This is a genomic window from Glaciimonas sp. CA11.2, from assembly GCF_034314045.1.
GTDB lineage: Bacteria > Pseudomonadota > Gammaproteobacteria > Burkholderiales > Burkholderiaceae_D > Glaciimonas.
In genome coordinates, this window is the sequence record NZ_JAVIWL010000001.1 from 920,404 (window position 1) to 944,415 (window position 24,012).

Here is a 24,012-nt window from a genome sequence, read left to right on the forward strand (position 1 = left end):
AACCGCTGGTAAAGCACGTTGCTTTACCAGCGGTTTTATTTTTATAAAGCCAATATTTTATTGGCTGCTTACGGCAACTCGGCCGATCCCATGCGCCGCAAAATCAAACCAGTGCGCCTCGACAAATAAGCTGATCCGCGATTTTTGTCATAAAAACGCGGACGTGGCAGCATGACCGCCAACCGCGCAGCCTGACTAGCACCAAGATTAGCCGCTGATGAACGGTAATAATGTTGGGCTGCTGCTTCAGCGCCGTAGACGCCGCTTCCCCATTCCACAACGTTCAGATAGATCTCGTAAATCCGCTCTTTATCCATGAGAAATTCAAGCATGTACGTGATAACGAATTCCTGACCTTTGCGAATATAACTGCGCTCCCCCGATAAAAAGAGATTTTTGGCTAATTGCTGGGTGATGGTTGAACCACCAAGCATGATTTTGCCTTTTTTATTATTTCGCGCGTACGCTTTTTCCAGTGCATCCCAGTCAATTCCTTCATGCTCTGAAAAATTAGCATCTTCCGAAGCAATGATGGCACGCTTTAAGTTAGTCGAAATACGGTTATACGGTACCCATGTGTATTGCAACTGAACAGTCGGATTCGTTTCGCGCAGGACTGACAATTGATGTCGCATGAAGCTGGTGGAACTAGGGTTGTGATCGACCCACCACCAAATTTGAACGAAAAAATAAAGTTGCAACGCTAATATTGCGACAATGACAATCAGGAACAAACGCCACACCAGTTTACTGACAGATTTCATCATTATTTCCCGTCAGAATTAAAGCTGCGCACGCAATGCGGCAAACACGTCGCTAGTGTTCGGTCGGACGGAGCGCCAAACAAAAAACGACTCTGCCGCTTGCTCCACCAACATTCCTAAACCATCGCGCACCGTTGCACCATGGGCACTGGCAAACTGCATAAACACGGTAGCTTGTTTGCCATACATCATGTCATAGGCCAAGGTCTGCGGTCCAAAAACGTTTGCTGAGATTGGCGGCACGTCGGCTTGTAAACTGGCAGACGTCGCGTTGATGATCAAGTCAAACGGACCATGCACATCCGCAAACCCGCAAGCAATGATGGTATTTTCCTGAGGAAATTTTTGTGCAAACTGGTCCACTAATTCTTGCGCTTTAGCCACTGTCCGGTTAGCCAAAACCAGTTGCGCTGGACGCGCCAGCAATAGTGGCAATAGCGCCCCACGCGCCGCACCACCAGCTCCCAATAACAAGACGCGCTTTCCAGCGATTGGCGACCCTGCATTACGCACGATATCTGTCACCAAACCGATACCGTCGGTATTATCGCCAATTATCTGTTCATCTCTGAAAGCGAGGGTGTTGACTGCCCCTGCGGCTTCGGCGCGTGCGGTCAACGTTGTTGCCAATGCGTAGGCAGCAAGTTTAAATGGCACGGTAACATTCGCGCCTTTACCGCCTTGCAAGATAAATTCCCGTACCGCATTCGCAAAACCATCCAGCGGCGCAAGCAAGCGCGCATAGTCGATAGACTGTCCGGTTTCAGCAGCAAAACGCGCATGAATATCGGGGGACTTGCTATGCGCTATCGGATTGCCAATGACGACATAGCGATCTGGCATGGAAGAAGATTGCACGGAAGCTAATATTGCGTTTGATAAATCGCATGAGTTTGAAGCAGGTGCAGACATAATGTTGGCAATTTTTTATGTTATTTTTTGGAACACCACACATCGATGTTCTATCGATAAAGACTGATATTGAAAGCTTTATGAAAATTTTTTATTAATATTTATATTGATACAAACAAGACAAAGATCGCCGGATATGAAAAACCAATCTTATAGATTCACATTCACCCATACTTGCCCAAAAGAAGCGACGACAGCTTTGCTTAATGATTATCAACACTCCGCAATTTGGTCTCAAGTTGACCTTCGCGAGAAAAATCCAAGGTTACAATCACTTCCCACACTTCATCCGCAGTGCCAGAGCGCATATTATGCGGAAAACGGTTAAACGGCGCTGCTCTTTCGATTATTTTCAGCGCGGCGGCATCAAGGCCAGGAACGTTCGAACTTCTCTCCACTTCCAGGCCGCCGTCTTTTGTATAAATACTCCCGTCCTGAAAGATCGGGACCGACACTACTAATTTACCGTACAATTTTCTCCCATTTTTACGAGGAAAATTCAACGTTCCCAAGCGCTCCACTCTGTCCGCAAAAGCTTTGTAATACATCGCGTACCGCACGCCACGCGTACTGGGCGTTATCACAGTTTTCCGCGGCCGCTTGTTATAGTCTTCGATACTCTTGGCAATTTCGGCCTGTTCGCGACGCAGTGCTTTGGTATCCGGCGTAAGCTCATTACCATCCTCTGTCGGCACGGCATCTGTACGGCTATCCTGAGATGTCGTTTCCGGAACCGAAAACAATGCCGCGCTCTGCATCTGTGACAACATTTGCTGCTGCTTTTTCTCTAGCGCCGCGATCCGGTGATCGGCGGTGTTGAGGCTGTCGCCATCTTCTGTTTTCAGCATATCCGGTAACGGCGACTTGGCACGACCAGCGTCGGCGTTACCACCTCCATCCAGATTTGCTTGCGCCAACGCCTCCGCTTTCACCGGCGCACTCTGCGTTTTGGCGTTCACGAGAATCACTTCTAGTGCTGGATCAGTTGGCCTGACCTTAGCCGATGCTGGCAGCGTAAAGCGAACGGCCAGCAGCGCCCCGTGCACTAAAACCGAAATAGCGATGGCGATATATAAAACCAGATTTTGAGAAAATGGTTTCACGCGCAGCAAGATTGGGCGTCCGGTCGTCAAAAGCTTAAGGCTTCATGTCGGTTGAAGCAGCGCTGCCCGCAACCACATCTGCTTTGGCATCAGTTTCCGCATCGACACCATTGACCGCGACATCTGTAACTTCACGGTCATCAATACTATTGATATTACCGTCCTCCGCGGTTCCCTCACCCTCTTTTTCTATTCCCGAATGCTCGTTCGGCAAATCCATGGCCGCATTAAGTTCGTCCACCATTTCATCATCATCCGAGGCATCATTTGGATCGCCCTGTGCCGTGGTCGCGGGCGGCGTCAACACTTCCAGCAATCGTACCTCGATACTCAAATCGATTTCGTCCCAACGAATCAAATCAAGTTTTACCGACGCGCCCCGTGCAACTTGTGGCATACCAGGTAACTTGATTACTAAAGGTATATCAATCAGACGTAAAATTTCGTCCTTCAACACAACCGCTTCAACCTGCTTCACCTGTTCCTGGCCCAGCCAACGAAGACACCAATAGCGTTCCATCGTTGACTGAAAATCACCGTAACCCGCGTAGGTTGCATCGAAAGCCGAAACAATCGCGAACAAGTCTGCATCGCGCGGTTTGAATGGCGCCACCAGTGGCGCCGTGACGCCACTCTCAACGCACGCCAAAATCTGCCATTGATTCACAAGATCGGTATAACGACGCAACGGTGAAGTACTCCATGCATATTGGTCGACGCCCAATCCCTGATGAGGCGCGGCGTGGGTTACCATGCGCACCTGCATTTTTGTCGCCCAACCACCACTGCCGCCGCCCTGTGCACGATAAATTCCCGGCACACCGTGGTCGTTCATCAATTTTCCCCAAGTACTATTGGCAAAAATCATCAGTTCAGCAACGATTTTGTCGAGTGGTGCACCACGTTTGCGACGCGCAATCGTGACAACGTCGTCATCAACATAAAAATTGAAGTCAACGCGATTATTTTGTTCGGGACGGAGGCCGAAATTTTCTCGCTTCGCCATCCGACCTTGTTCGAGTACAGAAATCCATTGCCACAAAATGGCAATATCCGCTTTATGGGGATAGTCGCCTTCACCGCTCGCCAAGTTCTCTTCGGTCACCAGCATATCGAGCGTGTTGTGGCGTAAATTAGCGGAGATCGGCACCAATTCGGCTTTAGTTTCGGTGCTGATCAAGCGCCAGTCTTGCGGGTCCAGCGTTGCGTATAACGACAACGCCGGACAGTTCTTTCCCTCATCCAAGGAGAACGCTTCGACCAACGAATCGGGCAACATGGTTATTTTGTCGCCGGGCATGTAGACCGTTGACATGCGATGACGCGCGAGCGCATCGATGGCGTCATCACGTTTGATCGCCAGTCCGGGCGCGGCGATATGGATACCGATCCGTACATTACCATCCGGCAATGTCACAACTGAGAGCGCATCGTCGATTTCAGTGGTTGTTACGTCATCGATAGAAAATGCACGGACGTCAGCCAAAGGCAAGGTTGCCGCAGTCGTAATAGTTGGCACCGGAATTTCTGGAAACCCCACCCCTTTCGGGAAAAACTCAAACAGAAACTTGGAAAAATGCAGATCCTTTGGCGATGCAATACCGCCAACCGCCAGCATTAGACGCTGCGGTGTGGTTTGCAAGGAAACGCAAGCGGCATCAAGCGCCTTGTATTCAATACTGTTTTTATCTGGTTTAAATAACAGCTGCAGAGCCAACGGCTTCATTGCATCTGGCAACTGATTTGCGATCAATTGTTCGACATACTTAGCTTGTATCAGCGCTTGCTGTCGCTTTTTTTCGACGCCAGCCTGCGCGGCTTTAAGCGACGCTTCGGGTGCGGCCTTATAGCGCCCACGGCCCTTTTTATAAAAATATATCGGTGCCGAATGTAGGCAAATCAACAATCCGGCGGCTTCAGACGGTATTGGAGCGTGACCAAAATACTCGGCACCCAGCTCTGCAAAACCAAACTCTTCCTGACCGGCAACTTCCCATAGAAAATCAACATCAACTTCTTGTGCGATATGTTTTGCGTCATCGAGCAATTGTTGCGGCGTCGGGGCGCCAAACTGTATCAATACGTCTTTTGACTTAATTTTGCTGCGCTTTCCAGTAGGCAGTTCGACCTGATAAGCCTCGCCCTGCTGTGACAAAACAGACCCTGCTTTAAAGTCGCCGGACTCTTCAAAAAATAGATTCATTGATTACGATTCATTAATTACTTTAATTATGGATTCTGAATATTGCGGTGATAACTACTTTACTATTTGATACCGCCTACATTTAATAATAATTAGGACTGACAATTAGGACTGACGCAAGATGGCGCATTAGGTTTGCTATAACATCGGCACATCATCGACAGCACATAGTGACATGCTGCCGCACCCGTCTTGCGTAAATCCCGTATCTGTTTTCAATCGATAACGGCAAAGAACAACTTTTATCACTCTAAAAAAAGGTGATGATCAATAAAATAACGCCGTATTCATTAAACTAACCCGTTAAAACATTACGTAAAAATTTGATTTCCGGAAAAAACACTTCGGTCACCAGCATCACGCCGCCTTTACGACGAAACGTCGAACGCCGCGCAAATAGCGGAGTCGGCAGTGTTGCCAAACCAGTCGCCGCGCACATCCGACGGACCAAGGGATGACCACCATACAAACGGGCATATTGCAATTGTCCCCGCGCCACAAGAGGATCGCCAAACAGTGTGGTGCCTAATGAGCGCTCACCCAATGTGCCGAAAAAGGGCCACTCTGCAGTTGTCGCGCCCAATGACAAGACAGTATGACCTAACACCACAGGATGACCATCGCAGATTAGCAATACATCCCGCTCTTGCACCACTTGCCGCTGAGGCAACAAAATTGCAGCGCATTCGTCAGCAAGACACATTGCACGATGCTGATGCAAACGCTGCACTCGAAATTGCGTGCTGTTTGCCATTAACTTATAGGTCAGCGACGCGCGATCAATCAACCAGTCGCGCATCGACGCCGTTGGGTGAACACCATTTGGATGATCATGCCAATGCGCAAAACTCGGCGAGCGCGCCATCAGCGATCACTCGGCAAAGGAGGAACGTCTACTCCGCAAAACGTCAGTATGGCATCGGCATAATCCGCAAAGTCGCTGAGACCGTGATCACCTCCATTGATAATCAATTGCTTCGTCAATGGATAGTGATCAACCATTTCGTGCCAATCGAGAACCTCGTCGCCGGTGGCTGCAACAAGGAAATAGCGTGACGGCAGCGTAATTTTCGCCGAAACAAGCACTTCAAGTTCAGCAATATATTCGCGCTTGAATTCAAAAGGTGCGTCAGAGTGATACTGCGTATGCATACCCACATATTTTTCCAGATCGCGCGGCGGCTTTACCGCAGGATTGAGCAATACCGCCCGACAACCGGTCTGTTCGGCCAGCCACGTTGCATAAAAACCGCCAAGTGAAGAACCGATTACCGTCAGATCGCCTGGGTTGACGTGCGCGATACAAGCCTGCGCGAGTTGGATCGCAGCCTGCGGTGAGGCTGGTAATTGCGGACAGATATACTTGTCTTGCAGTCCTAAACTTTGTAGTCGCTCAGCCAGAAAACGCGCCTTAAATGACGAGGGCGATGAGCGAAAGCCGTGCAAGTAAAGGATCATGATCGCGCTGGAATGATCACTGACGCCGTGGCCGATGCATTGCCAGAATGTGGCGCTGACTCTGGCAAAGAGTGTGTACCCGGATTTGCCAACGCATCCAGGATTTTTTGATGAACACCGCCAAATCCGCCATTGCTCATCACCAATATCTGATCGCCCGGGTGTGCGGCCTGCGCAACCGCGCCGATCAATCGATCCAGCACGTCGAAAGCTTGCGCCTTATTGCCTAACGGAGCCAAGGCCTGACCGAGATCCCATCCGAGCGCTTCTTTGCCATCACCTTTGGCGCCATAACCAAACACCAGATCGGCATCAATCAAACTTTCAGGCAAAGTCTCTTTCATCGCCCCAAGTTTCATCGTATTGGAACGCGGCTCCAATACAGCCAAAATGCGGGCATTACCGATTTTTTTACGTAAACCTGCAATGGTGGTGGTAATCGCCGTCGGGTGATGCGCAAAATCGTCATACACAGCAATCTGATTGACGATGCCGCGCAATTCCATCCGGCGCTTCACGTTCTCAAACCGTCCGAGTGCCTTGATAGCCTGAACGGTTGGTACGCCAACATGGCGCGCTGCAGCAATCGCCGCGATCGCATTCATGCGGTTATGCTCGCCAGTCAGCGACCACACCACGGTTCCTTGGTGATCGCCGTTGAAAATCACGTCAAAGTTGCCATCCGTATGAGTGGTCAAGGACCAGCCCAGCTGCGTCGGGTTATGTTGGGCGGCTTGTGAGTCAATCCCGAATAACTCTTGCTCGCTCCAACAGCCACGCGTCAATACGCGCTGCAAAGCGGGTTCGCGCGCGTTGACAACTAATCGACCTATTCCAGGCACGGTGCGCACCAAGTGGTGAAACTGCGTCTCTATCGCGGCAAGATCGGGGAAAATGTCGGCATGATCGTATTCGAGATTATTCAGAATTGCAGTCTTTGCGTGGTAATGCACGAACTTACTACGCTTATCGAAGAAAGCCGTATCGTATTCATCTGCTTCGATCACAAAAAAAGGAGACGCAGACGTCTCGATCCCGTTACCCGATAATCGCGCCGAAATACCAAAATTCATCGGCACGCCACCAATCAAAAAGCCCGGATTGTAACCAGCATCTTCCAATATCCACGCGAGCATTGCCGAGGTGGTGGTTTTGCCATGCGTACCGGCAACGGCCAGTACCCATTTGTCGGCCAGGATGTGCTCACCGATCCATTGGGGGCCAGAAGTGTAAGGTAAACCGCGATTAAGAATCTCTTCCATTAAAGGATTGCCACGGGAGACGACGTTGCCTATCACGAACAAATCCGGTGTCAGTGCGGTCTGCTCGGCCCCAAAGCCCTGAATTAACTGTATCCCTTGCGCTTCGAGTTGCGTACTCATTGGGGGATAGACGTTCGCATCGCAGCCTGTGACTTTATGTCCGGCTTGTTTTGCGAGAACGGCCAAACCGCCCATAAAGGTGCCACAAATACCCAGGATATGGATGTGCATTCTAAAGTGTCAACATTCGTAAAAGAAGAATAGTGAATTTTACCTGACACGCCAGCGCCGCCGCTAAAAGTCGAACGCGTATTTATCAATTATGCTTAAGTGACGCTTGTTTACACCGCTATTTCTTGGCGACCGCAAATGAGGTCTAGCAAGAAATCAGTAGCGAATAACATTATGATGATTGCTATGGCTTACAAAAAATCCTCTGAATTTAATCCATCGCATCAACTAAGATCAGAAATTGCCGTCGCCGCGGCACGTTTGATTGCAGAGGATGGGGCAGATTACGCTAGCGCCAAGCGAAAAGCCGCGCAACAGTTACTGGGCAATAGGCGAATTGATAGTGATTTCATACCAAATAATAGTCAGATAGAAGAGGAAGTGCGTTCATATAATGCATTGTTCTTGGCTGAGACCCAGCCCGTCAGGCTATTGCATTTAAGAAAAATTGCGATTGAGGTAATGTCTGAACTTTCGGCCTTTTGCCCTTATTTGACCGGGGCAGTGTGCAATGGCACCGCTGGCGAACACTCTGATATCCATTTACAGTTATTCGTTGATAGTCCTAAAGATGTGGAAATTTACCTGCTTAATAAAAATGTGCAATTCACTGTGTCCGACCTGGAGAGCGATAACCAGACCGAAAAACGCCATCGCCATCATACGGGTAACGATCCAGCTGAAATTCTTCATTTTGCCTATAAAAACGAGAGTATACACTTAGCGCTATATGAAAGTAACGCCTTACGCGGTAGTATCAGGCCGAGCCGAACACACTTATCGCGCAGCGACCGACTGGATCTGGTTGCAGCACGCTTGTTGCTTGAACAACAAATTGGCATTACTACAGAGCAAGTAAGAGCCACACTTTCAAAGACAAACGATACCGAATGAAAAAAAAATTGTTCCTATATATACCGATTGCGATCCTATTTTGCGCTATCGGCGTCTATTTCAATCTTCAACGACTGACACCATCTCCTCCTCAAGCGCCGGCTGTTGCTAATCTATTCGCTCAATCGATGGCAGACACTAGCGGTAAGCAAACGCCGTTATCCCAATGGAAAGGGAAACCGCTCATAGTGAATTTTTGGGCGACCTGGTGCGGCCCTTGCGTCGAAGAAATGCCAGAATTGAATGCATTACGCACTGAACTTGTTAAAAAAGATATTCATGTGATTGGCGTCGGTATTGACTCACAAGAGGCGATCGCTAAGTTTGCTGAGAAATATAAAATTACCTATCCTTTATATGTTGCAGGAACAGACGGCACATCTCTCTTGCGACAATTTGGTAATGCCGCTGGCGGATTGCCATTTACCGTATTGATCGGCGCTGACGGGCAGGTAAAAAAGACTTACCTTGGAAGCATTAAATTTGATGAATTACGCAAAGATTTGTCATTATTGCAGCACTAAATAGTTGATTATTAGCAATTAAAATAACTATCGTCTGCGCTGAGATAATTGGGATTTATGGACGCGAAAAAATAAACCCAATCGAACCATAACAAAATTCCGCTTGCCAGTTAAAGTCATTTAACGGCAAAATGCGCCCAACGTCGTCAAACGAAGCACGATCTCCATGGCAAAAAATTTACTTCTCCTCAATGGTCCTAACCTGAATTTGTTGGGCACGCGTGAGCCAGAAGTCTACGGATCAACTACGCTAGCAGATATTGTGCTCGCAGCGCAGGCTCAAGCAGCCGATGCTGGTGTTCGCCTGGCGCATTTTCAGAGCAACCACGAAGGTGCGCTGATTGATCGTATCCATGCCGCAAAAGCTGAAGGGGTAGATGCTATTGTTATCAACCCCGGTGGACTGACACACACCAGTGTTGCATTGAGAGATGCATTATCTGGCGTGGCAATACGCTTTGTGGAAATGCATATTTCCAATATTCACCAACGAGAAGAGTTTAGGCATCACTCTTATCTATCAGGCATTGCCGTTGGCGTCATCTGCGGGTTGGGCGTAGAGGGTTATCGCATCGCGATTTCGTTCGCAATCGATCAACTTTAGGCTTACAAACATTAATTCGTACCAAACGGATGGTTCTGCCTACTAAAAAACAAGAATGGCAGTAATTCATTCGTTAACACTTTTTATTCTTAAAACATACACTGAAGGATTGCATTATGGATTTGAGAAAACTTAAAACGTTAATCGACCTAGTCGCTGAATCGGATATCGAAGAGCTGGAAGTCACCGAGGGTGAAAGCAAAGTACGTATTGTTAAGTCATCGCACAATCAGGTCGTGATGATGCAACCGCAAGTTGCTCAACAACCGTACCAGGCGCAAATGGCGGCACCAGTCAGCGCGCCAGCGGTAGAAGTCCCTGCGGTCCCAGAAGGTCACATCGTCAAATCACCTATGGTCGGCACGTTTTATCGTTCGTCAGCTCCAGGCGCGGGAGTATTTGTAGAGGTCGGCTCGGAAATCAAGGAAGGCGAAACGTTGTGCATCATTGAAGCGATGAAGCTGCTGAATGAAATCGAAGCCGACGTTTCTGGTGTGGTGAAAAAAATTCTGGTGGAAAATGGCCAACCGGTAGAATTCGGTCAACCTTTGTTTATCATCGGTTAAGTTCGCGCCAACGGAGAGTTTATTCGGGAGAACCGAATAAACTTGCGGACGGCATTGAGCATGATACCGGCGTATTTATGTAGACAGCGGCTCTTCTCAGAAGTGTCGTCGTACGCCTTTCACGCATCTGCCGCCCGAACGCTTGATATCGTTCGAATTAACGCTTAAATACTAGCCACGGAATACCATTTACTATGTTTGAAAAAATTCTCATCGCCAATCGCGGCGAAATTGCTTTGCGAATCCAGCGCGCATGCCGCGAAATGGGCATCAAAACCGTGGTGGTCCACTCAGAAGCTGACCGCGACGCCAAATATGTGAAGTTGGCAGATGAATCAGTTTGTATCGGCCCCGCACCCTCAAGTCTTAGTTATCTAAATATGCCAGCGATTATTAGCGCGGCAGAAGTAACTGATGCTGAAGCAATTCATCCCGGCTACGGTTTCCTATCCGAAAATGCCGATTTTGCTGAACGTGTTGAACAATCCGGTTTTGTCTTTATTGGACCGCGGCCAGCAAATATCCGCTTGATGGGCGATAAAGTCTCCGCCAAACAAGCAATGATCCGTGCTGGCGTGCCATGCGTTCCAGGTTCAGAAGGCGCACTGCCAGACGATCCGAAAGAAGTAATTAAGATTGCTCGTAAAGTCGGTTATCCGGTCATTATTAAAGCATCAGGCGGTGGTGGCGGACGCGGTATGCGTGTTGTCCATACGGAAGCAGCATTGGCTAATGCCGTCACGATGACAAAAACTGAAGCTGGCGCAGCTTTCGGCAATCCAGAAGTCTATATGGAAAAATATCTGGAAAATCCGCGTCACGTGGAAATTCAGATTTTGGCCGATCAGTATAAGAATGCCATTTGGCTCGGTGAGCGCGACTGCTCCATGCAACGCCGCCACCAAAAAGTGATTGAAGAAGCACCAGCACCGGGCATCCCGCGCAAAGTCGTTGAAAAAATTGGCGATCGTTGTGCCGAAGCCTGTCGCAAGATGGATTATCGCGGCGCTGGGACGTTTGAATTTTTGTATGAAAACGGTGAGTTCTATTTCATCGAAATGAATACACGCGTCCAGGTTGAACATCCGATCACCGAAATGATTACCGGTGTTGACATCGTTCAAGAGCAAATTCATATCGCTGCAGGCGAAAAATTGCGGTATCGCCAACGCGATATTCATCTGACCGGTCATTCGATAGAATGTCGCATCAACGCCGAAGATGCGTTCAAGTTCACGCCATCGCCGGGTAAAATCCTCACGTGGCATGTCCCGGGCGGCCCTGGAATTCGGGTTGACTCGCATGCATACGCTGGCTATTACGTACCGCCACACTATGATTCAATGATCGGCAAGGTGATCTCATACGGCACTACCCGCGAACAAGCGATCAAGCGCATGCAAATTGCGCTCTCCGAGATGGTAGTCGAAGGTATTAGCACCAATATTCCACTGCATCGTGAGTTAATGATCGATGCGCGCTTTATTGAAGGCGGTACCAACATCCACTATCTGGAACATAAACTGGCCGAAAGACCGGATTTACCTAAACCTGAAAAGAAGTAAGGCTGCACATGAGCTGGACCGAAATTGTTATAGAAGTAGCGCGCAGTCACGCTGAAGCGTTGTCAGACGCATTGATGGAAGCTGGCGCATTATCGGTCTCAGTGGAAGACGCGGACGAAGGCACGGCAGCCGAACAACCTTTGTTCGGCGAACCGGGCATGGAACCGGAAGAAGCAGCATGGGAGCGGAGCCGTGTTGTCGCGTTGAGTGACGTCGACGTTGATCATGACGCCATTGTCACCGCCGCCGCATTAGCGTGCGGCTTGCAATCAGCACCGGAATACACGTTGCGCTCGGTTGGCGAGCAAGACTGGGTACGGTTAACGCAGTCACAGTTTGCTCCCATTCATATCGGTAAAAATATTTGGGTCGTGCCAAGCTGGCACGATGCGCCTGACGCAAATGGACTGATCCTGGAACTGGATCCCGGCCTCGCATTCGGCACCGGCAGCCATCCGACCACACGTTTGTGCATGGAGTGGCTAGAAACCCATCTTGGCGAACAAAAGGTGGAGTCTGTACTCGATTACGGATGCGGCTCAGGTATTTTGGCGATGGTAGCTAAAAAACTCGGCGCAGCGAGCGTCATTGGGGTGGACATTGATCCCCAGGCGATCGTGTCCGCGAGCGACAATAGCGCCCGTAATCACTGTGATATTAATTATTATTTGCCAGATGATTTCGTGAAACGCGCAGGACAAGAGACATTCGACATCGTCGTGGCAAACATTTTGTCAGGTCCGTTACAGCTGATGTCTGCGATGTTGTGCGCGCGCATTGCACTTGGCGGCAGCCTCACGTTGTCAGGCGTTTTAGCAGAGCAAGCACAGGACGTCATTGCGGCTTATGCACCGTGGATAGAGCTGACGGTCTGGCGCGAGCAGGATGGCTGGGTTGCATTGTCGGGCACTTTACCGACAGTGTCAGCTGGATTACCTAGGTAATTATGGCGCTGGCGACGCGATGCCCCCATTGTCAGACCACCTTTCGGGTCGCTAATGATCAATTGAAATTGCGCGCAGGGTTGGTCCGATGCGGCTCCTGCCGTGAAGTGTTCAATGGCATCGAACACTTGGTAAGGCCAGACCATTCAGCGCCGACCGAAATCCCTATAAGCCTAACAGCTAAAGACCATAGCGATCCGTCTCAAACGACGCCTGCATTTCAGGCCTCAACAGCTTTTCCAGATCGCACCACATTTTCAGCACCTGCGCCAATTGCTCCAGAAATAGTACTGACAAAAACCTCTTCCACTGCCATCGCCAACAGTAAGTGGTTTGGGCCGCTGGAACGTCGTCCAGTTTATTTACCTGATTCAGCACAACCGCCGTCGTCGACTTCTGAATATCTGTCCTCGGCGCTTTCGTCAACGCTATACTCTCCGCCAACTAAACCTCTCGCATTCACAGAGGGCGTGGAAGGCCATCCGTTTGAGCCAACGTTTGCGCCATCTTCAGATCAGGACGTTAAGCCAACCGAAGTAGAAGCGCCAGGCGAAGCGACCCCACAAGTTGGGGTTGACGTTCAGCATACAACTTCTGCGACTAGCAGCATAAAATTACCAGATGTGTGGCATCGTCTTCAGACCAACGAACCAGATCTAAGTGGAATAAATAGTCCGGTCGACGAGGAAGACCCGTTGCAGCGGATGACCTTATTTCAGGTAGCCTCTGGCAATTCGCCTCATGCTGAAAACGTATTCTTGCCGGACGGCACAGATACTGCTGAAGATGAAGAGCTTGATCGACTGATTGACGAGCTGCAAAATAGGCACTGGAATGGAAAAAAGAAGAATCCGCCAGAGCCAACCATTGAGAGTGGCGTAGACGTTACTTTCAAGGGCCGCAGCAATGAAACCAGTCAAGAAAACCCGCGCCAGGCCGACCAAGGCATGCACGATGTCCTAGCAGAACCGCGATTTATGCAGCAAGCAAAACGCAAACAGCGTGTCGGCGGCGTGGTTCGGACCTTCATGTGGATCGCTAGTGTGATCCTGACCGTTGGCTTGATTGGACAAACGGGTTATCGCTATCGGGATCAACTCGCGGCAAGTGTCCCCATGCTCAAACCATTACTGCAGAGCGCATGCGGCAAATTTGGATGCCAGATAAACTTACCAACCAGCATCGACGATATATCGATCGAATCTAATGAACTGCAATTAATCGCGCCTGCGCGTAATCTGTTTGCCTTAACATTGCTGATGCGTAATCGCAGCAGCACGGCGCAAGCTTGGCCAACAGTCGAACTGACATTGAATGACGCTAGCGAAAAAGCGATAGCGCGACGTGTCTTTGCGCCAAGCGACTATCTAACGACCGTGGCGGATACAGCAGATGGATTCCGCCGTAACACCGAACATCCCGTCAAATTGACGTTTGAACTGTTACAGTTAAAGCCATCCGGATATCGGGTTTACCTCTTTTACCCATAGTTTCTGCGCGTCAACTACCAAATTTTAAAGTGGGTATTCTGATCTATTTTCGGCATTATTGCTAAACTGATTACCGAACTGATTTACAACCACATTCCAACCGATTTCTCCTTATTCTGAAAACCACCTATGACATCCCTCATCTCCGGTTCATTAGCTTACGACGTCATCATGCAATATCCGGGCCGCTTTGCGGATGCCCTTCTGCCGGATCAATTGCATAAAATAAACGTGTCCTTTTTAGTACCCACCATGCGCCGGGATTTCGGCGGGTGCGCTGGCAATATTGCTTACAATTTAAAATTGCTGGGTGGCGAACCATTGATCATGGCGACCGTTGGCAATGATGCGGCCCCCTATCTGGAACGGTTGAAACAGTTGGATATTTCATGTGCCGGCATTCGCACCATCGACTCCATCTACACCGCACAATGCTTTATCACCACGGATGCAAATAACAACCAGATTACCGCTTTCCACCCAGGCGCAATGACGCACTCACACGAAGTGACCATGGCTGATTTAAGCACGCGTAGCGCTATCAAATACGCCATCGTCGCACCGGATGGTCGTGACGGGATGCTGCAACATGCTGAGCATGCGGTATCACATGGCATTCCGCTGATCTTTGATCCAGGCCAAGGTATGCCCATGTTTGACGGCGCGGAGTTGCGGCGTTTTATTGATTGGGCAACCTACATTGCGGTCAATGATTACGAGGCTGAATTACTGACTTCACGGACAGGTCTGTCGCTGTCACAAATTGCTGATCAAGTAACTGCGCTGGTGGTGACACGTGGCGAGTTAGGAGCGGATGTCTTTACCGGTGGCAACAAAGTCACGATTCCTTGCGTGGAGGCTGAACGCTTGCTAGATCCGACCGGATGCGGCGATGCTTTCCGCGCCGGAATATTATACGGACTTACAACGGGTATGGACTGGCCTACGATTACGCGACTGTCCAATTTAATGGGTAGTATAAAAATCGCGGAGCAAGGACCGCAAAATCATGCTCCAACTCGCGCAGAAATCGATGATCGTTTTCAAAAGGCATTTGGTTACCAATTGTAAAATGATAATCAAAGTTTAACCGGAAATCATGAGGGCGCTCATAACCCGAAGCTAAATTGCGCTTAAATAGCTACTATTTAAGCGAAGATCAGAATATTTCGCCCCTTATCGTGGTTCATTGCATTTTTTTCATTGTTAAGATCAATAAAAGCCGCTTATGAACTTCACCTGTCGTTCCGCGTCCAATATTGCATCACGACAAGGAAGCAGGGATCATGAAAAAAATTCTTTTATTAGGCGCCGTGGGCGCAATGCTGCTACTCGCTGGCTGTGTTGCCGTCCCTTATGACGGTTATGGAAACTCCGGCTACGGTTATGGCGGTGGCTATACGCCTTATGGTGCGGTAGATGGCGCCTATGTCGGCGGGGGCCCCGTTTACGCAGCACCAGCAGTATCGTTAGGGTTCGGATACTCTAACTTTGGGTACAGCCCGTATCGCTGGGGTAACGGTTGGCATGGTGGTCGCGGCGGCGGATGGGGTCACGGCGGGCGCGGTGGAGGTGGACGTGGCGGAGGCGGTCATTGGGGCGGCGGACGCTAAGAGTCTCCGCAGCAATCAAAATCCAGTCGACAAAGCAACGTTAAGGCCGCATGATAACCAATACTTTTAATGGTTATCTCTAAAGGAATTGACATGAGACGATGGATTGCCGCACTAGCTGGACTTGTGGTGAGCGCGACTGTAATCGTGTCTGCGCTGGCAGCACTGAAAGTTGGCGAAAAAGCGCCCAACTTCACCACCGATGCATCTTTGGGTGGCAAGGTCTTTACTTATTCTTTAGCCAATGAGCTGAAAAAGGGGCCGGTCGTATTGTATTTTTATCCCGCGGCATTCACTAAAGGCTGCACGATTGAAGCCCACTTGTTTGCTGATGCAACCGATAAATACAAGGCTCTCGGCGCGACTGTAATCGGTGTTTCCAACGACAATATTGACACACTCAATAAATTTTCTCTCAGCGAATGTCGTAGTAAATTTGCTGTTGCAGCCGATACTACCCAAAGCATCATGAAGTCATACGACTCAGTTCTGCTATCCAAGACCAGTTATGCCGATCGCGTATCTTATGTTATTGCCCCGAATGGCAATATTATTTACGAATACAGCAGCTTGAGCCCTGAAAAGCACGTTGAAAATACAATGCAGGCATTGCAGCAATGGGTCACGAACAATAAAAAATAATTTAACGTTGAGTATTGTTGCTAAAGCATACAAAAAAGCGCGCTTACGATGAGTAAGCGCGCTTTTATATTTCTAGCTTCCAAATCTGCATAAAGGTAATAGCTTCAGGTGTGGCTATCGACAGTCGTAAATTGACAATAATCTTGCTTCTCATGCCAATTATTACTGTTGACATCCTGCTGTCGCGCCACCTTGAGCGGTTAGCTTTTTAGCTAGCCACCGCTTTTTGTCTGTGCGCATCAAGATTAGGTAGAAAAGCCGCGAATAACCCAATCAAAGGGAGGAACGAACACACCTGATAAACAAAGTGAATATCGGTCATATCGGCTAATTTACCCAAAGCTGCCGCGCCAATCCCTCCCATGCCGAACGCAAATCCAAAGAATAAACCAGACACAGTACCAACTTTGCCCGGCACCAACTCCTGAGCGAATACCAAAATGGCTGAGAACGCAGAAGCCAGAATTAAGCCAATCACAACCGTCAAAATGCCGGTCCAGAACAAATTAGCATAGGGCAACATCAGCGTAAAAGGCGCAACGCCTAATATCGATACCCAAATCACCAACTTGCGCCCGACGCGGTCGCCGATTGGACCGCCCAGCATTGTGCCAGCCGCAACCGCAAACAAAAATATGAACAGATGCACTTGCGCCGACTGCACTGACAAATGAAATTTATCAATCAGGTAAAAAGTAAAATAGCTGCTCAAACTAGCCATGTAAAAATACTTAGAAAAAATGAGTAGCAGCAAAATACCAATTGAAAATAGTACTTTTTTGCGTGGTAAAGCAACGAAGACCTGATGTGCTTTGGCGCTCTTTTTTATCCGCCCCTGTTGTTTGTACCAGTTGCCAATTTGCCATAACACTGCAATGGCTAACAACGCCGCCAACGAAAACCAGGCAATGCTGGTTTGTCCGTGTGGAATAATAATCCATGCGGCCAGCAACGGTCCCATCGAGCTACCCGCATTGCCGCCGACCTGAAATATTGATTGCGCCAGACCGTGCCGCCCACCTGACGCCATACGCGCTACACGCGATGACTCTGGATGAAAGATAGATGATCCAGTACCGACCAGCGCCGCTGCGACCAATAACACCCCAAAACTTGGTGCCATTGCCAACGTTACCAACCCGACCAGCGTGAAACACATTCCTGCCGCCAACGAATACGGCTTTGGATGCTTGTCAGTGTAGAGACCAACCACTGGTTGCAAAATCGAGGCAGTAATCTGATAGGTTAAGGTAATAAGCCCGATTTCAGCAAAACTGAGGCTAAAGTTAGCCTTTAACAACGGATAAATCGCCAGAATCAGCGACTGAATCATGTCATTCAAAAAATGGGCAAAACTGATCGCGCCTAGAACGCGAAAGCCGGTTTTTTCCGAACTTTGCTCTTTCTGCGAAACGGGTAATTGATTGATAGCTGTTTGCATGGCGAGTAGAAAAAAGTATAAAAACTGATGGTGGAAGGCATAAGCTCAATAAGGCTTAGGGCCGACGGTGCCAGCAACTTGCCTCAACATTTGCTGACTTTGACTTAATCCTGATCTTGTTACGCTAATTTTCTCCCTGATAACTTTTGGATGGCCGGGCTTAACAACTCTGGTATCAGGCGAAAATCACTTTTAAAGCGAACAGATTACACCGCTACTCACTGCAGTGTAAGCAAAAACACGGCGACTGTTTTAAGATAAAATGTCATCTTCTATCGTATTTCTGCCATTCGCTCATACCGATTGCCACCATCATGCCAATTCCAATACTGACTCATACCGAGACAGACCTTAGAGATTCGGTGCCGGATCAACGTCACCCTGTTCGGATGCGAGCACGCGATCTTGCCGCATCTGCGGTATTGCACCCGCATATGCACGCTTGGGGTCAAGTCACATATGCGCCTGAAGGCACGCTTCGTGTTTCAGTCGGCAACAGCACGTGGATCGTACCGCCGCTTCGTGCAATCTGGATTCCTCCGCAAGTCGTACATGAAATCAAGACCATCGAGAAAGCACAGTTGCGTGCACTATATATCCATACCAGCGCCACACCATTTCAGGGTGATCAATGCATCGTTGTGGAAGTTTCCTCGCTGTTGCGTGAATTGATCGCTGCATTAACGTTAGTCGATGCTGACAAGGAGAGCGTGCGTGAATCGCTTCTAAGCCAACTTATTTTGAACGAACTGACGCTCGCAGAGACACAAGCGATTCGTGTCGCGTTACCGACCGAAAAACGCCTGGTGACGCTATGCAAGGCGTTGCTTAACGATCCAGGTTCTGCGATGACACTTGGTGATTGGGCACAACGGGTGGGCGCATCTGAAAGAACGTTAGCGCGTTTATTTGAGCGCGATTTAGGAATGACATTTGGACAATGGAGGCAGCAAATCAGGCTTGCGCACGCAGCACCGATGATCACCCGTGGCATGCCACTCTCTTTGGTCGCTGCCGAATTGGGCTACGCTAGCCAATCCGCATTTTCTGCAATGTTCAAGAAGACGTTTGGAGAGTCACCATCGACTTTTTTCACGACTAAAAAAAGTCAGCTACCCACTAAGATTAACCATCCGAATGAGTAGTCGAAATACTTTTACTCAGCTTTTTGCTGCGCCTTTACTGCACAATCACTGAGCTATGGTGTAATTATTGTGGCGCAGTATCTTTAAAAGATGGACGCTCTGATACTTTATCAACCAACTTCGCAAGCGTAGGATAAGTCTCGCGCCATTCGATTTCAGGAAATCTAAAGCTGATCCAGGCCAGTGCGCAACCGACAGCAACGTCCGCCAGCGTGTAATGATTACCTGAACAAAATGGCTTCTCGCCCAAACCGGCCGCCATCGCTTTCAATCCCGCATCAACCTTGCTGCGCTGACGCGCAACCCACGCTTCACTTTGATGTTCGACGGGACGTTGCAAGCGCTCCAGCCGCATTAAGATTGCCGCATCCGACACACCGTCGGCTAATGCTTCCCAGCATTTAACTTCAGCACGCTCGCGAGTGTTCACCGGAATCAATTTACCGACCGGGGTCAGGGTGTCGAGATATTCAACAATCACATGTGAGTCAAACATCGCGCCGCCATCTTCCATCACCAGGCACGGTACCTTGCCCAGTGGGTTGGATATCTGAATCGCGGTGTTATCAGACCAGACGTCCTCCAGGACAAAAGTATAGTCGAGTTTTTTTTCCGCCATGACAACGCGGACTTTACGCACGTAGGGACTACCTAGAGATCCGATCAGCTTCATATGCTACTTATAGAAATAATTGGCCCCGATTATAACTCGGGGTTTATCATTTTCGGCAACTCCCATCACTGGCCGACATGCAAAACAACAGATCATCACCCTCGCAAATGGTAAAATTCGACTCTGGTCGTGCCTGCGGCAATGCAGAAGTTGTTGGTTATCCTAGACTTCCGGATCACGCGCATCGCAGTAACATCGTACAGAACACGCAATAGCGATGGTGCTCGCTCAATTGACACCAATACAATAGTTTCGCCAAAGAAATTCTCGGCGCTTTGATTCACACTTTCTGATCTTCACTACCATGCCCCTTACCGCACTTTCTGCCTTGTCTCCGCTAGACGGTCGTTATGCCGCAAAAACCGACAAACTGCGCCCGATCTTGTCTGAGTCCGGCTTCATGCACCACCGTGTCAAAGTAGAAATATCGTGGTTGCAAGCTCTATCTAACGCTGGTTTTACCGAAATCAAACCGTTTTCGGCAATCGCAAACGCACAGTTGGATAGGATAGCCGCTGAATTTACTGAGTCAGACGCCGCGAGAATTAAAGAAATAGAAGCAGTCACCAACCACGACGTAAAAGCAGTGGAATACTGGCTTAAAGAGCAAGTCAAGGACGTGCCCGAACTCGTCGCAGCATCGGAATTCATCCATTTTGCCTGCACCTCAGAAGACATTAATAATACCTCCCACGGTATGATGTTGAAGGCAGCGCGAGACACTGTTTTGCTGCCATCGCTACAACAATTAATCGCCAAGCTCACCGCAATGGCGCACGAGAACGCCGAACTACCGATGCTGTCGCGCACGCATGGTCAACCGGCAAGTCCGACAACGCTTGGCAAGGAAATGGCAAACGTCGTCGCCCGCCTTCAGCGTGCCGCCAAGCGTATAGCTGATGTGGAAATACTGGGCAAAATGAATGGTGCAGTCGGCAACTACAACGCCCACCTTTCTGCCTACCCAACATTTGATTGGGAAGCATTCTCGAAAAATGTGATTGAACAACGCCTCGGCCTGATTTACAACCCCTACACAATTCAAATTGAGCCACACGATTACATGGCGGAACTGTTTGATGCGGTTGCCCGCACCAACACGATATTGCTCGACCTGAATCGCGATATTTGGGGCTATGTTGCCCTTGGTTATTTCAAGCAGCGCCTTAAGGCTGGTGAAATCGGCTCGTCGACAATGCCGCATAAGGTCAATCCTATTGACTTTGAAAACTCCGAAGGCAATCTGGGTATGGCCAACGCTGTACTCAAACACATGTCGGAAAAATTGCCGGTCTCGCGCTGGCAGCGTGACTTGACCGACTCCACCGTGCTGCGCAATATCGGTGTCGGACTTGGCTATTCGCTGCTGGCTTATGACAGTTGCTTGCGCGGCCTGAACAAGCTGGAAGTCAATCCATCCCGCCTGGCGGAAGACCTTGATGCAACGTGGGAAGTATTGGCAGAACCGGTCCAAACCGTGATGCGTCGCTATGGTATCGAAAATCCCTACGAGCAATTAAAGGAACTAACCCGTGGCAAAGGCATTTCCAAAGACGCATTGCGGACGTTCATTTTGACACTGGCCATTCCGCAAGAAGCAAAAGATCTTTTGCTGGCAATGACGCCAGCAAATTACATCGGCTATGCAGCTGAACTTGCGAAGAAGATTTAATAGAAACGTAGTTTAGGTTGCTGCGTTTCCCTTGCCCGACAAAAAAATGGCTACTTACGGTAGCCATTTTTTTCGACTTAATATTTTAGGACTATAAAAATAGTCGCACCATAAAAAGTATTTTGAAGCTCTTGACCCGGCGTAACCAAATCAAAAACAAAATCATTCGATTAAACTGACCGGGTGTGCAAACCCGTCAAACCACCGGTAGCAGCGGCGTTTCGGAAGCATCCAGCCAACCTTCCATCGCCCCGAGCCGCCATTTTCCACTGCCAAGCAAGACCAATTCCTGGGCGTGGAACATCGCTAAACTGCTCCTATGCCCAACGCTGACCATGATCAATTGCGGCAACGATTCGCGCATTAATTGATACATCGCATGCTCCAACCCTTCATCCATTGCCGAACTCGCCTCATCGAGAAAAACGACTTGCGGTCGACTCAATAACACGCGGCCAATTGCCAGCCGTTGTTGTTCACCTAGCGATAGTATTTGCGTCCAGTCAGCCGGATCATCGAGCCGCCCAATCAAATGTCCGAGTTGGCACTGGCGCAGCACTTCAGCTGCGCTATCATCGTTAAGCACAAGGTTTGGATAATGCAAGGCGGTACGCAGCGTACCCAAAGGAAGATACGGCTTTTGCGGTAGAAATAAAGCGTGCTCAACGTCCGGACGTACCACATCGCCCTCAACGTAAGGCCACAATCCAGAAACTGCACGCAACAATGTAGTCTTTCCGACACCCGAACGACCGCGTATTAGAAGCGACGACGCTGGCATCAAACTAAAACTTAGATTTTCTACCAACGCCACCTGCGTTGGCGTTTTGACCGTCAGCCCGTCGACGATAAACGCATTCTGTTGATAATCGATCTGAGCGCCCGGTAACTGTTGTGCGGCGTCGATCGAATCAAGGAAGCCTGTAAGGCGATTCATAATCGCCCGATAGCTTGCAAAATCATCATACGCATTACGGAAAAACGAAAGCGCATCCTGGACTTGCCCAAATGCTTGCGCCGTTTGCATCATGTCGCCCAACGTAATCTGTTTACTGAAAAAACGTGGCGCTTGAATGATTAGGGGAAACACTACCGCGATCTGACTAATGACGAGATTCAAGCCTTGAAACTTCAGGGATCGAGAAACGATCGCCCACATGTTGCCAATCAAATTGCCGAAACGGATACCCAACGTGTTGCGCTCAACATTCTCACCACGAAAAAAAGCGATACTTTCCGCATATTCGCGTATGCGGACCAATGCATAACGAAAATCCGCGTTAAATTTTTCGCTTAAGAACGCTAATCGCATCAATGGATGACCAACTTTTACTGCAAAAATTGTGGCGATCAGTACGTAAATATAAACCACAAATACCATGCCGCGCGGGATCTCAATACCAAACATTGCCAGCGCGCCAGACAAGCCCCATAAGATAATACTAAACGAGAAGAGTGAAACGACCGAATCCAGCACGCCCATCGATAAGGTCAGCGAACTTGACACAAAACCTTCTACATCCTGCTGAATACGTTGGTCGGGGTTATCGATTTTTTGCGCAACAAATTGTGTGCGGTGATAGGCTTGATTGGCCAGCCAGCGATCCACCAAATTGTTGGTAAGCCACACGCGCCAATGAATCAAAAAAGCCTGCCGCACATAAAAATTAACTAACACACGGAAAACGTGAACGGTAGCCAAGATGGAAAAAATCATCATCATGGCCCAAAACGTTTTGGCATCCAATTTTTGCAACGCACTGTAAAGACCGTTGCTCCAAAATGAAAATAGAACAGTCATTCGCACCGAAGAAAGGGTCAGAATAACAATCCCAACTAACCAGATTAATGGTTGCTTACTTCTTGCAGGATTAAAAAAATCCGCTGTTAGCCGGCTAAACTGTTTCCCCCAGGTTGTAAAACGCGCCAGAATCAGCACGATCAGGGTCAAGCAGATAATGCTGATAACGAAAGCCTTACTGATCCATATCAGGCTTTCCAGCAGCGCATTATTCCAATCCATCTTTACTCCTGTCCGCTAATCGCCAATTGGCGCATCATTTTTTTGAATATTGATTTACAACAATTCTGTACAAAAATCCAATGCCGACAATGCCAAACATTTTTTGGTGGATAGCGTTATGACGATAGGAGCACGCCTCAGTTCACGACCGATCTAATTATGCCTGTAGACTTAATATCTTGCTTTTTTATACGCTGGATCTCATTCAATAGATGTAACGGAGCGCTCTGGTTACGGCATGTCTTCTCGGCTAGCGCTACCATCATCTTCGCTGGATAATTGC

The 24,012-nt window shown here is 48.9% G+C and carries 22 protein-coding genes; 12 read left to right on the plus strand and 10 right to left on the minus strand.

The window, feature by feature from the left end; all coding sequences use genetic code 11:
- Positions 1 to 68: 68 nt before the first annotated feature.
- The 7 genes from mtgA to mpl all read right to left on the minus strand — a co-directional run bounded on the left by mtgA (position 69) and on the right by mpl (position 7,933).
- Positions 69 to 764, minus strand: coding sequence for a monofunctional biosynthetic peptidoglycan transglycosylase (gene mtgA, locus RGU75_RS03915; protein ID WP_322240210.1), 696 nt, complete (start codon positions 762 to 764; stop codon positions 69 to 71).
- A gap of 18 nt (positions 765 to 782) precedes the next feature.
- A complete protein-coding gene (gene aroE, locus RGU75_RS03920; protein WP_322240212.1) occupies positions 783 to 1,607 on the minus strand; it encodes a shikimate dehydrogenase in 825 nt (274 codons plus the stop codon).
- A gap of 272 nt (positions 1,608 to 1,879) precedes the next feature.
- Positions 1,880 to 2,779 carry an energy transducer TonB gene (locus tag RGU75_RS03925; protein WP_322240214.1) on the minus strand — a complete coding sequence of 300 codons (900 nt, stop codon included), beginning with the start codon at positions 2,777 to 2,779 and terminating at the stop codon, positions 1,880 to 1,882.
- A 34-nt stretch (positions 2,780 to 2,813) separates the two neighbouring features.
- The gene (locus RGU75_RS03930) at positions 2,814 to 4,982 is read right to left on the minus strand and encodes a ribonuclease catalytic domain-containing protein (RefSeq protein ID WP_322233200.1); all 2,169 of its coding nucleotides are present in this window, start codon (positions 4,980 to 4,982) and stop codon (positions 2,814 to 2,816) included.
- Between the two features lie 295 nt (positions 4,983 to 5,277).
- A complete protein-coding gene (locus RGU75_RS03935; protein ID WP_322233202.1) occupies positions 5,278 to 5,847 on the minus strand; it encodes a chorismate--pyruvate lyase family protein in 570 nt (189 codons plus the stop codon).
- Positions 5,847 to 6,440 (minus strand): YqiA/YcfP family alpha/beta fold hydrolase, encoded by a 594-nt coding sequence (locus RGU75_RS03940; protein ID WP_322233204.1) that lies wholly within the window; start codon positions 6,438 to 6,440, stop codon positions 5,847 to 5,849. Before RGU75_RS03940 ends, RGU75_RS03935 begins: the two co-directional genes overlap by 1 nt.
- Positions 6,437 to 7,933, minus strand: coding sequence for a UDP-N-acetylmuramate:L-alanyl-gamma-D-glutamyl-meso-diaminopimelate ligase (gene mpl / locus RGU75_RS03945; protein ID WP_322233205.1), 1,497 nt, complete (start codon positions 7,931 to 7,933; stop codon positions 6,437 to 6,439). The genes RGU75_RS03940 and mpl overlap by 4 nt, the downstream gene beginning before the upstream one ends.
- Positions 7,934 to 8,107: 174 nt before the next feature.
- On the opposite strand from mpl, the gene RGU75_RS03950 reads away from it, so the two are divergent.
- From RGU75_RS03950 to RGU75_RS03995, 10 genes are all read left to right on the plus strand, one after another.
- On the plus strand, positions 8,108 to 8,827 hold the full coding sequence (locus RGU75_RS03950; RefSeq protein ID WP_322233207.1) for a hypothetical protein: 720 nt from the start codon (positions 8,108 to 8,110) through the stop codon (positions 8,825 to 8,827).
- The gene (locus RGU75_RS03955) at positions 8,824 to 9,351 is read left to right on the plus strand and encodes a TlpA disulfide reductase family protein (RefSeq protein WP_322233209.1); all 528 of its coding nucleotides are present in this window, start codon (positions 8,824 to 8,826) and stop codon (positions 9,349 to 9,351) included. Before RGU75_RS03950 ends, RGU75_RS03955 begins: the two co-directional genes overlap by 4 nt.
- 166 nt (positions 9,352 to 9,517) lie before the next feature.
- Positions 9,518 to 9,955: a type II 3-dehydroquinate dehydratase gene (gene aroQ / locus RGU75_RS03960; RefSeq protein ID WP_322233211.1), complete on the plus strand. Its 438-nt coding sequence runs from the start codon at positions 9,518 to 9,520 to the stop codon at positions 9,953 to 9,955.
- A gap of 116 nt (positions 9,956 to 10,071) precedes the next feature.
- Positions 10,072 to 10,521, plus strand: a complete 450-nt coding sequence (accB, locus tag RGU75_RS03965) for an acetyl-CoA carboxylase biotin carboxyl carrier protein (protein ID WP_322233213.1) — start codon at positions 10,072 to 10,074, stop codon at positions 10,519 to 10,521.
- A gap of 194 nt (positions 10,522 to 10,715) precedes the next feature.
- On the plus strand, positions 10,716 to 12,086 hold the full coding sequence (gene accC, locus RGU75_RS03970; RefSeq protein WP_322233215.1) for an acetyl-CoA carboxylase biotin carboxylase subunit: 1,371 nt from the start codon (positions 10,716 to 10,718) through the stop codon (positions 12,084 to 12,086).
- A gap of 8 nt (positions 12,087 to 12,094) precedes the next feature.
- Positions 12,095 to 13,030, plus strand: coding sequence for a 50S ribosomal protein L11 methyltransferase (prmA, locus tag RGU75_RS03975; protein ID WP_322233217.1), 936 nt, complete (start codon positions 12,095 to 12,097; stop codon positions 13,028 to 13,030).
- A gap of 2 nt (positions 13,031 to 13,032) precedes the next feature.
- A complete protein-coding gene (locus RGU75_RS03980) occupies positions 13,033 to 14,520 on the plus strand; it encodes a DUF3426 domain-containing protein (protein ID WP_322233219.1) in 1,488 nt (495 codons plus the stop codon).
- Positions 14,521 to 14,649: 129 nt separating this feature from the next.
- Complete coding sequence (locus tag RGU75_RS03985) at positions 14,650 to 15,591, plus strand: carbohydrate kinase family protein (protein WP_322233221.1); 942 nt, start codon at positions 14,650 to 14,652, stop codon at positions 15,589 to 15,591.
- Between the two features lie 215 nt (positions 15,592 to 15,806).
- Positions 15,807 to 16,133 (plus strand): hypothetical protein, encoded by a 327-nt coding sequence (locus RGU75_RS03990; RefSeq protein WP_322233223.1) that lies wholly within the window; start codon positions 15,807 to 15,809, stop codon positions 16,131 to 16,133.
- Positions 16,134 to 16,226: 93 nt separating this feature from the next.
- Positions 16,227 to 16,775 carry a peroxiredoxin gene (locus tag RGU75_RS03995; RefSeq protein WP_322233225.1) on the plus strand — a complete coding sequence of 183 codons (549 nt, stop codon included), beginning with the start codon at positions 16,227 to 16,229 and terminating at the stop codon, positions 16,773 to 16,775.
- 208 nt (positions 16,776 to 16,983) lie between these two features.
- On the opposite strand, the gene RGU75_RS04000 is transcribed toward RGU75_RS03995, so the two are convergent.
- Positions 16,984 to 18,216, minus strand: a complete 1,233-nt coding sequence (locus RGU75_RS04000; protein WP_322233227.1) for an MFS transporter — start codon at positions 18,214 to 18,216, stop codon at positions 16,984 to 16,986.
- A gap of 314 nt (positions 18,217 to 18,530) precedes the next feature.
- On the opposite strand from RGU75_RS04000, the gene RGU75_RS04005 reads away from it, so the two are divergent.
- Positions 18,531 to 19,361, plus strand: a complete 831-nt coding sequence (locus tag RGU75_RS04005) for a helix-turn-helix transcriptional regulator (protein WP_322233229.1) — start codon at positions 18,531 to 18,533, stop codon at positions 19,359 to 19,361.
- A 64-nt stretch (positions 19,362 to 19,425) separates the two neighbouring features.
- On the opposite strand, the gene RGU75_RS04010 is transcribed toward RGU75_RS04005, so the two are convergent.
- Positions 19,426 to 20,034 (minus strand): glutathione S-transferase N-terminal domain-containing protein, encoded by a 609-nt coding sequence (locus tag RGU75_RS04010; RefSeq protein ID WP_322233230.1) that lies wholly within the window; start codon positions 20,032 to 20,034, stop codon positions 19,426 to 19,428.
- A gap of 304 nt (positions 20,035 to 20,338) precedes the next feature.
- Here RGU75_RS04010 and purB point away from each other — a divergent pair, with 304 nt between their 5' ends.
- Positions 20,339 to 21,706, plus strand: coding sequence for an adenylosuccinate lyase (purB, locus tag RGU75_RS04015; RefSeq protein WP_322233232.1), 1,368 nt, complete (start codon positions 20,339 to 20,341; stop codon positions 21,704 to 21,706).
- 196 nt (positions 21,707 to 21,902) lie between these two features.
- Here the strand turns inward: purB and RGU75_RS04020 are convergent, their stop codons facing one another.
- Positions 21,903 to 23,729 (minus strand): ABC transporter ATP-binding protein/permease, encoded by a 1,827-nt coding sequence (locus tag RGU75_RS04020; protein ID WP_322233234.1) that lies wholly within the window; start codon positions 23,727 to 23,729, stop codon positions 21,903 to 21,905.
- Positions 23,730 to 24,012 lie beyond the last annotated feature (283 nt).

Bases quoted from the DNA above. Each gene is read 5' to 3' on its own strand.
- RGU75_RS03935 (WP_322233202.1), bottom strand. From the start codon at position 5,847: ATGGCGCGCTCGCCGAGTTTTGCGCATTGGCATGATCATCCAAATGGT.
- aroQ (WP_322233211.1), top strand. From the start codon at position 9,518: ATGGCAAAAAATTTACTTCTCCTCAATGGTCCTAACCTGAATTTGTTG.
- RGU75_RS03940 (WP_322233204.1), bottom strand. From the start codon at position 6,440: ATGATCCTTTACTTGCACGGCTTTCGCTCATCGCCCTCGTCATTTAAG.
- mtgA (WP_322240210.1), bottom strand. From the start codon at position 764: ATGAAATCTGTCAGTAAACTGGTGTGGCGTTTGTTCCTGATTGTCATT.
- RGU75_RS03950 (WP_322233207.1), top strand. From the start codon at position 8,108: ATGATGATTGCTATGGCTTACAAAAAATCCTCTGAATTTAATCCATCG.
- purB (WP_322233232.1), top strand. From the start codon at position 20,339: ATGCCCCTTACCGCACTTTCTGCCTTGTCTCCGCTAGACGGTCGTTAT.
- RGU75_RS03930 (WP_322233200.1), bottom strand. From the start codon at position 4,982: ATGAATCTATTTTTTGAAGAGTCCGGCGACTTTAAAGCAGGGTCTGTT.
- RGU75_RS04010 (WP_322233230.1), bottom strand. From the start codon at position 20,034: ATGAAGCTGATCGGATCTCTAGGTAGTCCCTACGTGCGTAAAGTCCGC.
- mpl (WP_322233205.1), bottom strand. From the start codon at position 7,933: ATGCACATCCATATCCTGGGTATTTGTGGCACCTTTATGGGCGGTTTG.
- RGU75_RS04020 (WP_322233234.1), bottom strand. From the start codon at position 23,729: ATGGATTGGAATAATGCGCTGCTGGAAAGCCTGATATGGATCAGTAAG.
- accB (WP_322233213.1), top strand. From the start codon at position 10,072: ATGGATTTGAGAAAACTTAAAACGTTAATCGACCTAGTCGCTGAATCG.
- RGU75_RS04000 (WP_322233227.1), bottom strand. From the start codon at position 18,216: ATGCAAACAGCTATCAATCAATTACCCGTTTCGCAGAAAGAGCAAAGT.
- prmA (WP_322233217.1), top strand. From the start codon at position 12,095: ATGAGCTGGACCGAAATTGTTATAGAAGTAGCGCGCAGTCACGCTGAA.
- RGU75_RS03980 (WP_322233219.1), top strand. From the start codon at position 13,033: ATGGCGCTGGCGACGCGATGCCCCCATTGTCAGACCACCTTTCGGGTC.
- RGU75_RS03995 (WP_322233225.1), top strand. From the start codon at position 16,227: ATGAGACGATGGATTGCCGCACTAGCTGGACTTGTGGTGAGCGCGACT.
- RGU75_RS04005 (WP_322233229.1), top strand. From the start codon at position 18,531: ATGCCAATTCCAATACTGACTCATACCGAGACAGACCTTAGAGATTCG.
- aroE (WP_322240212.1), bottom strand. From the start codon at position 1,607: ATGCCAGATCGCTATGTCGTCATTGGCAATCCGATAGCGCATAGCAAG.
- accC (WP_322233215.1), top strand. From the start codon at position 10,716: ATGTTTGAAAAAATTCTCATCGCCAATCGCGGCGAAATTGCTTTGCGA.
- RGU75_RS03985 (WP_322233221.1), top strand. From the start codon at position 14,650: ATGACATCCCTCATCTCCGGTTCATTAGCTTACGACGTCATCATGCAA.
- RGU75_RS03990 (WP_322233223.1), top strand. From the start codon at position 15,807: ATGAAAAAAATTCTTTTATTAGGCGCCGTGGGCGCAATGCTGCTACTC.
- RGU75_RS03955 (WP_322233209.1), top strand. From the start codon at position 8,824: ATGAAAAAAAAATTGTTCCTATATATACCGATTGCGATCCTATTTTGC.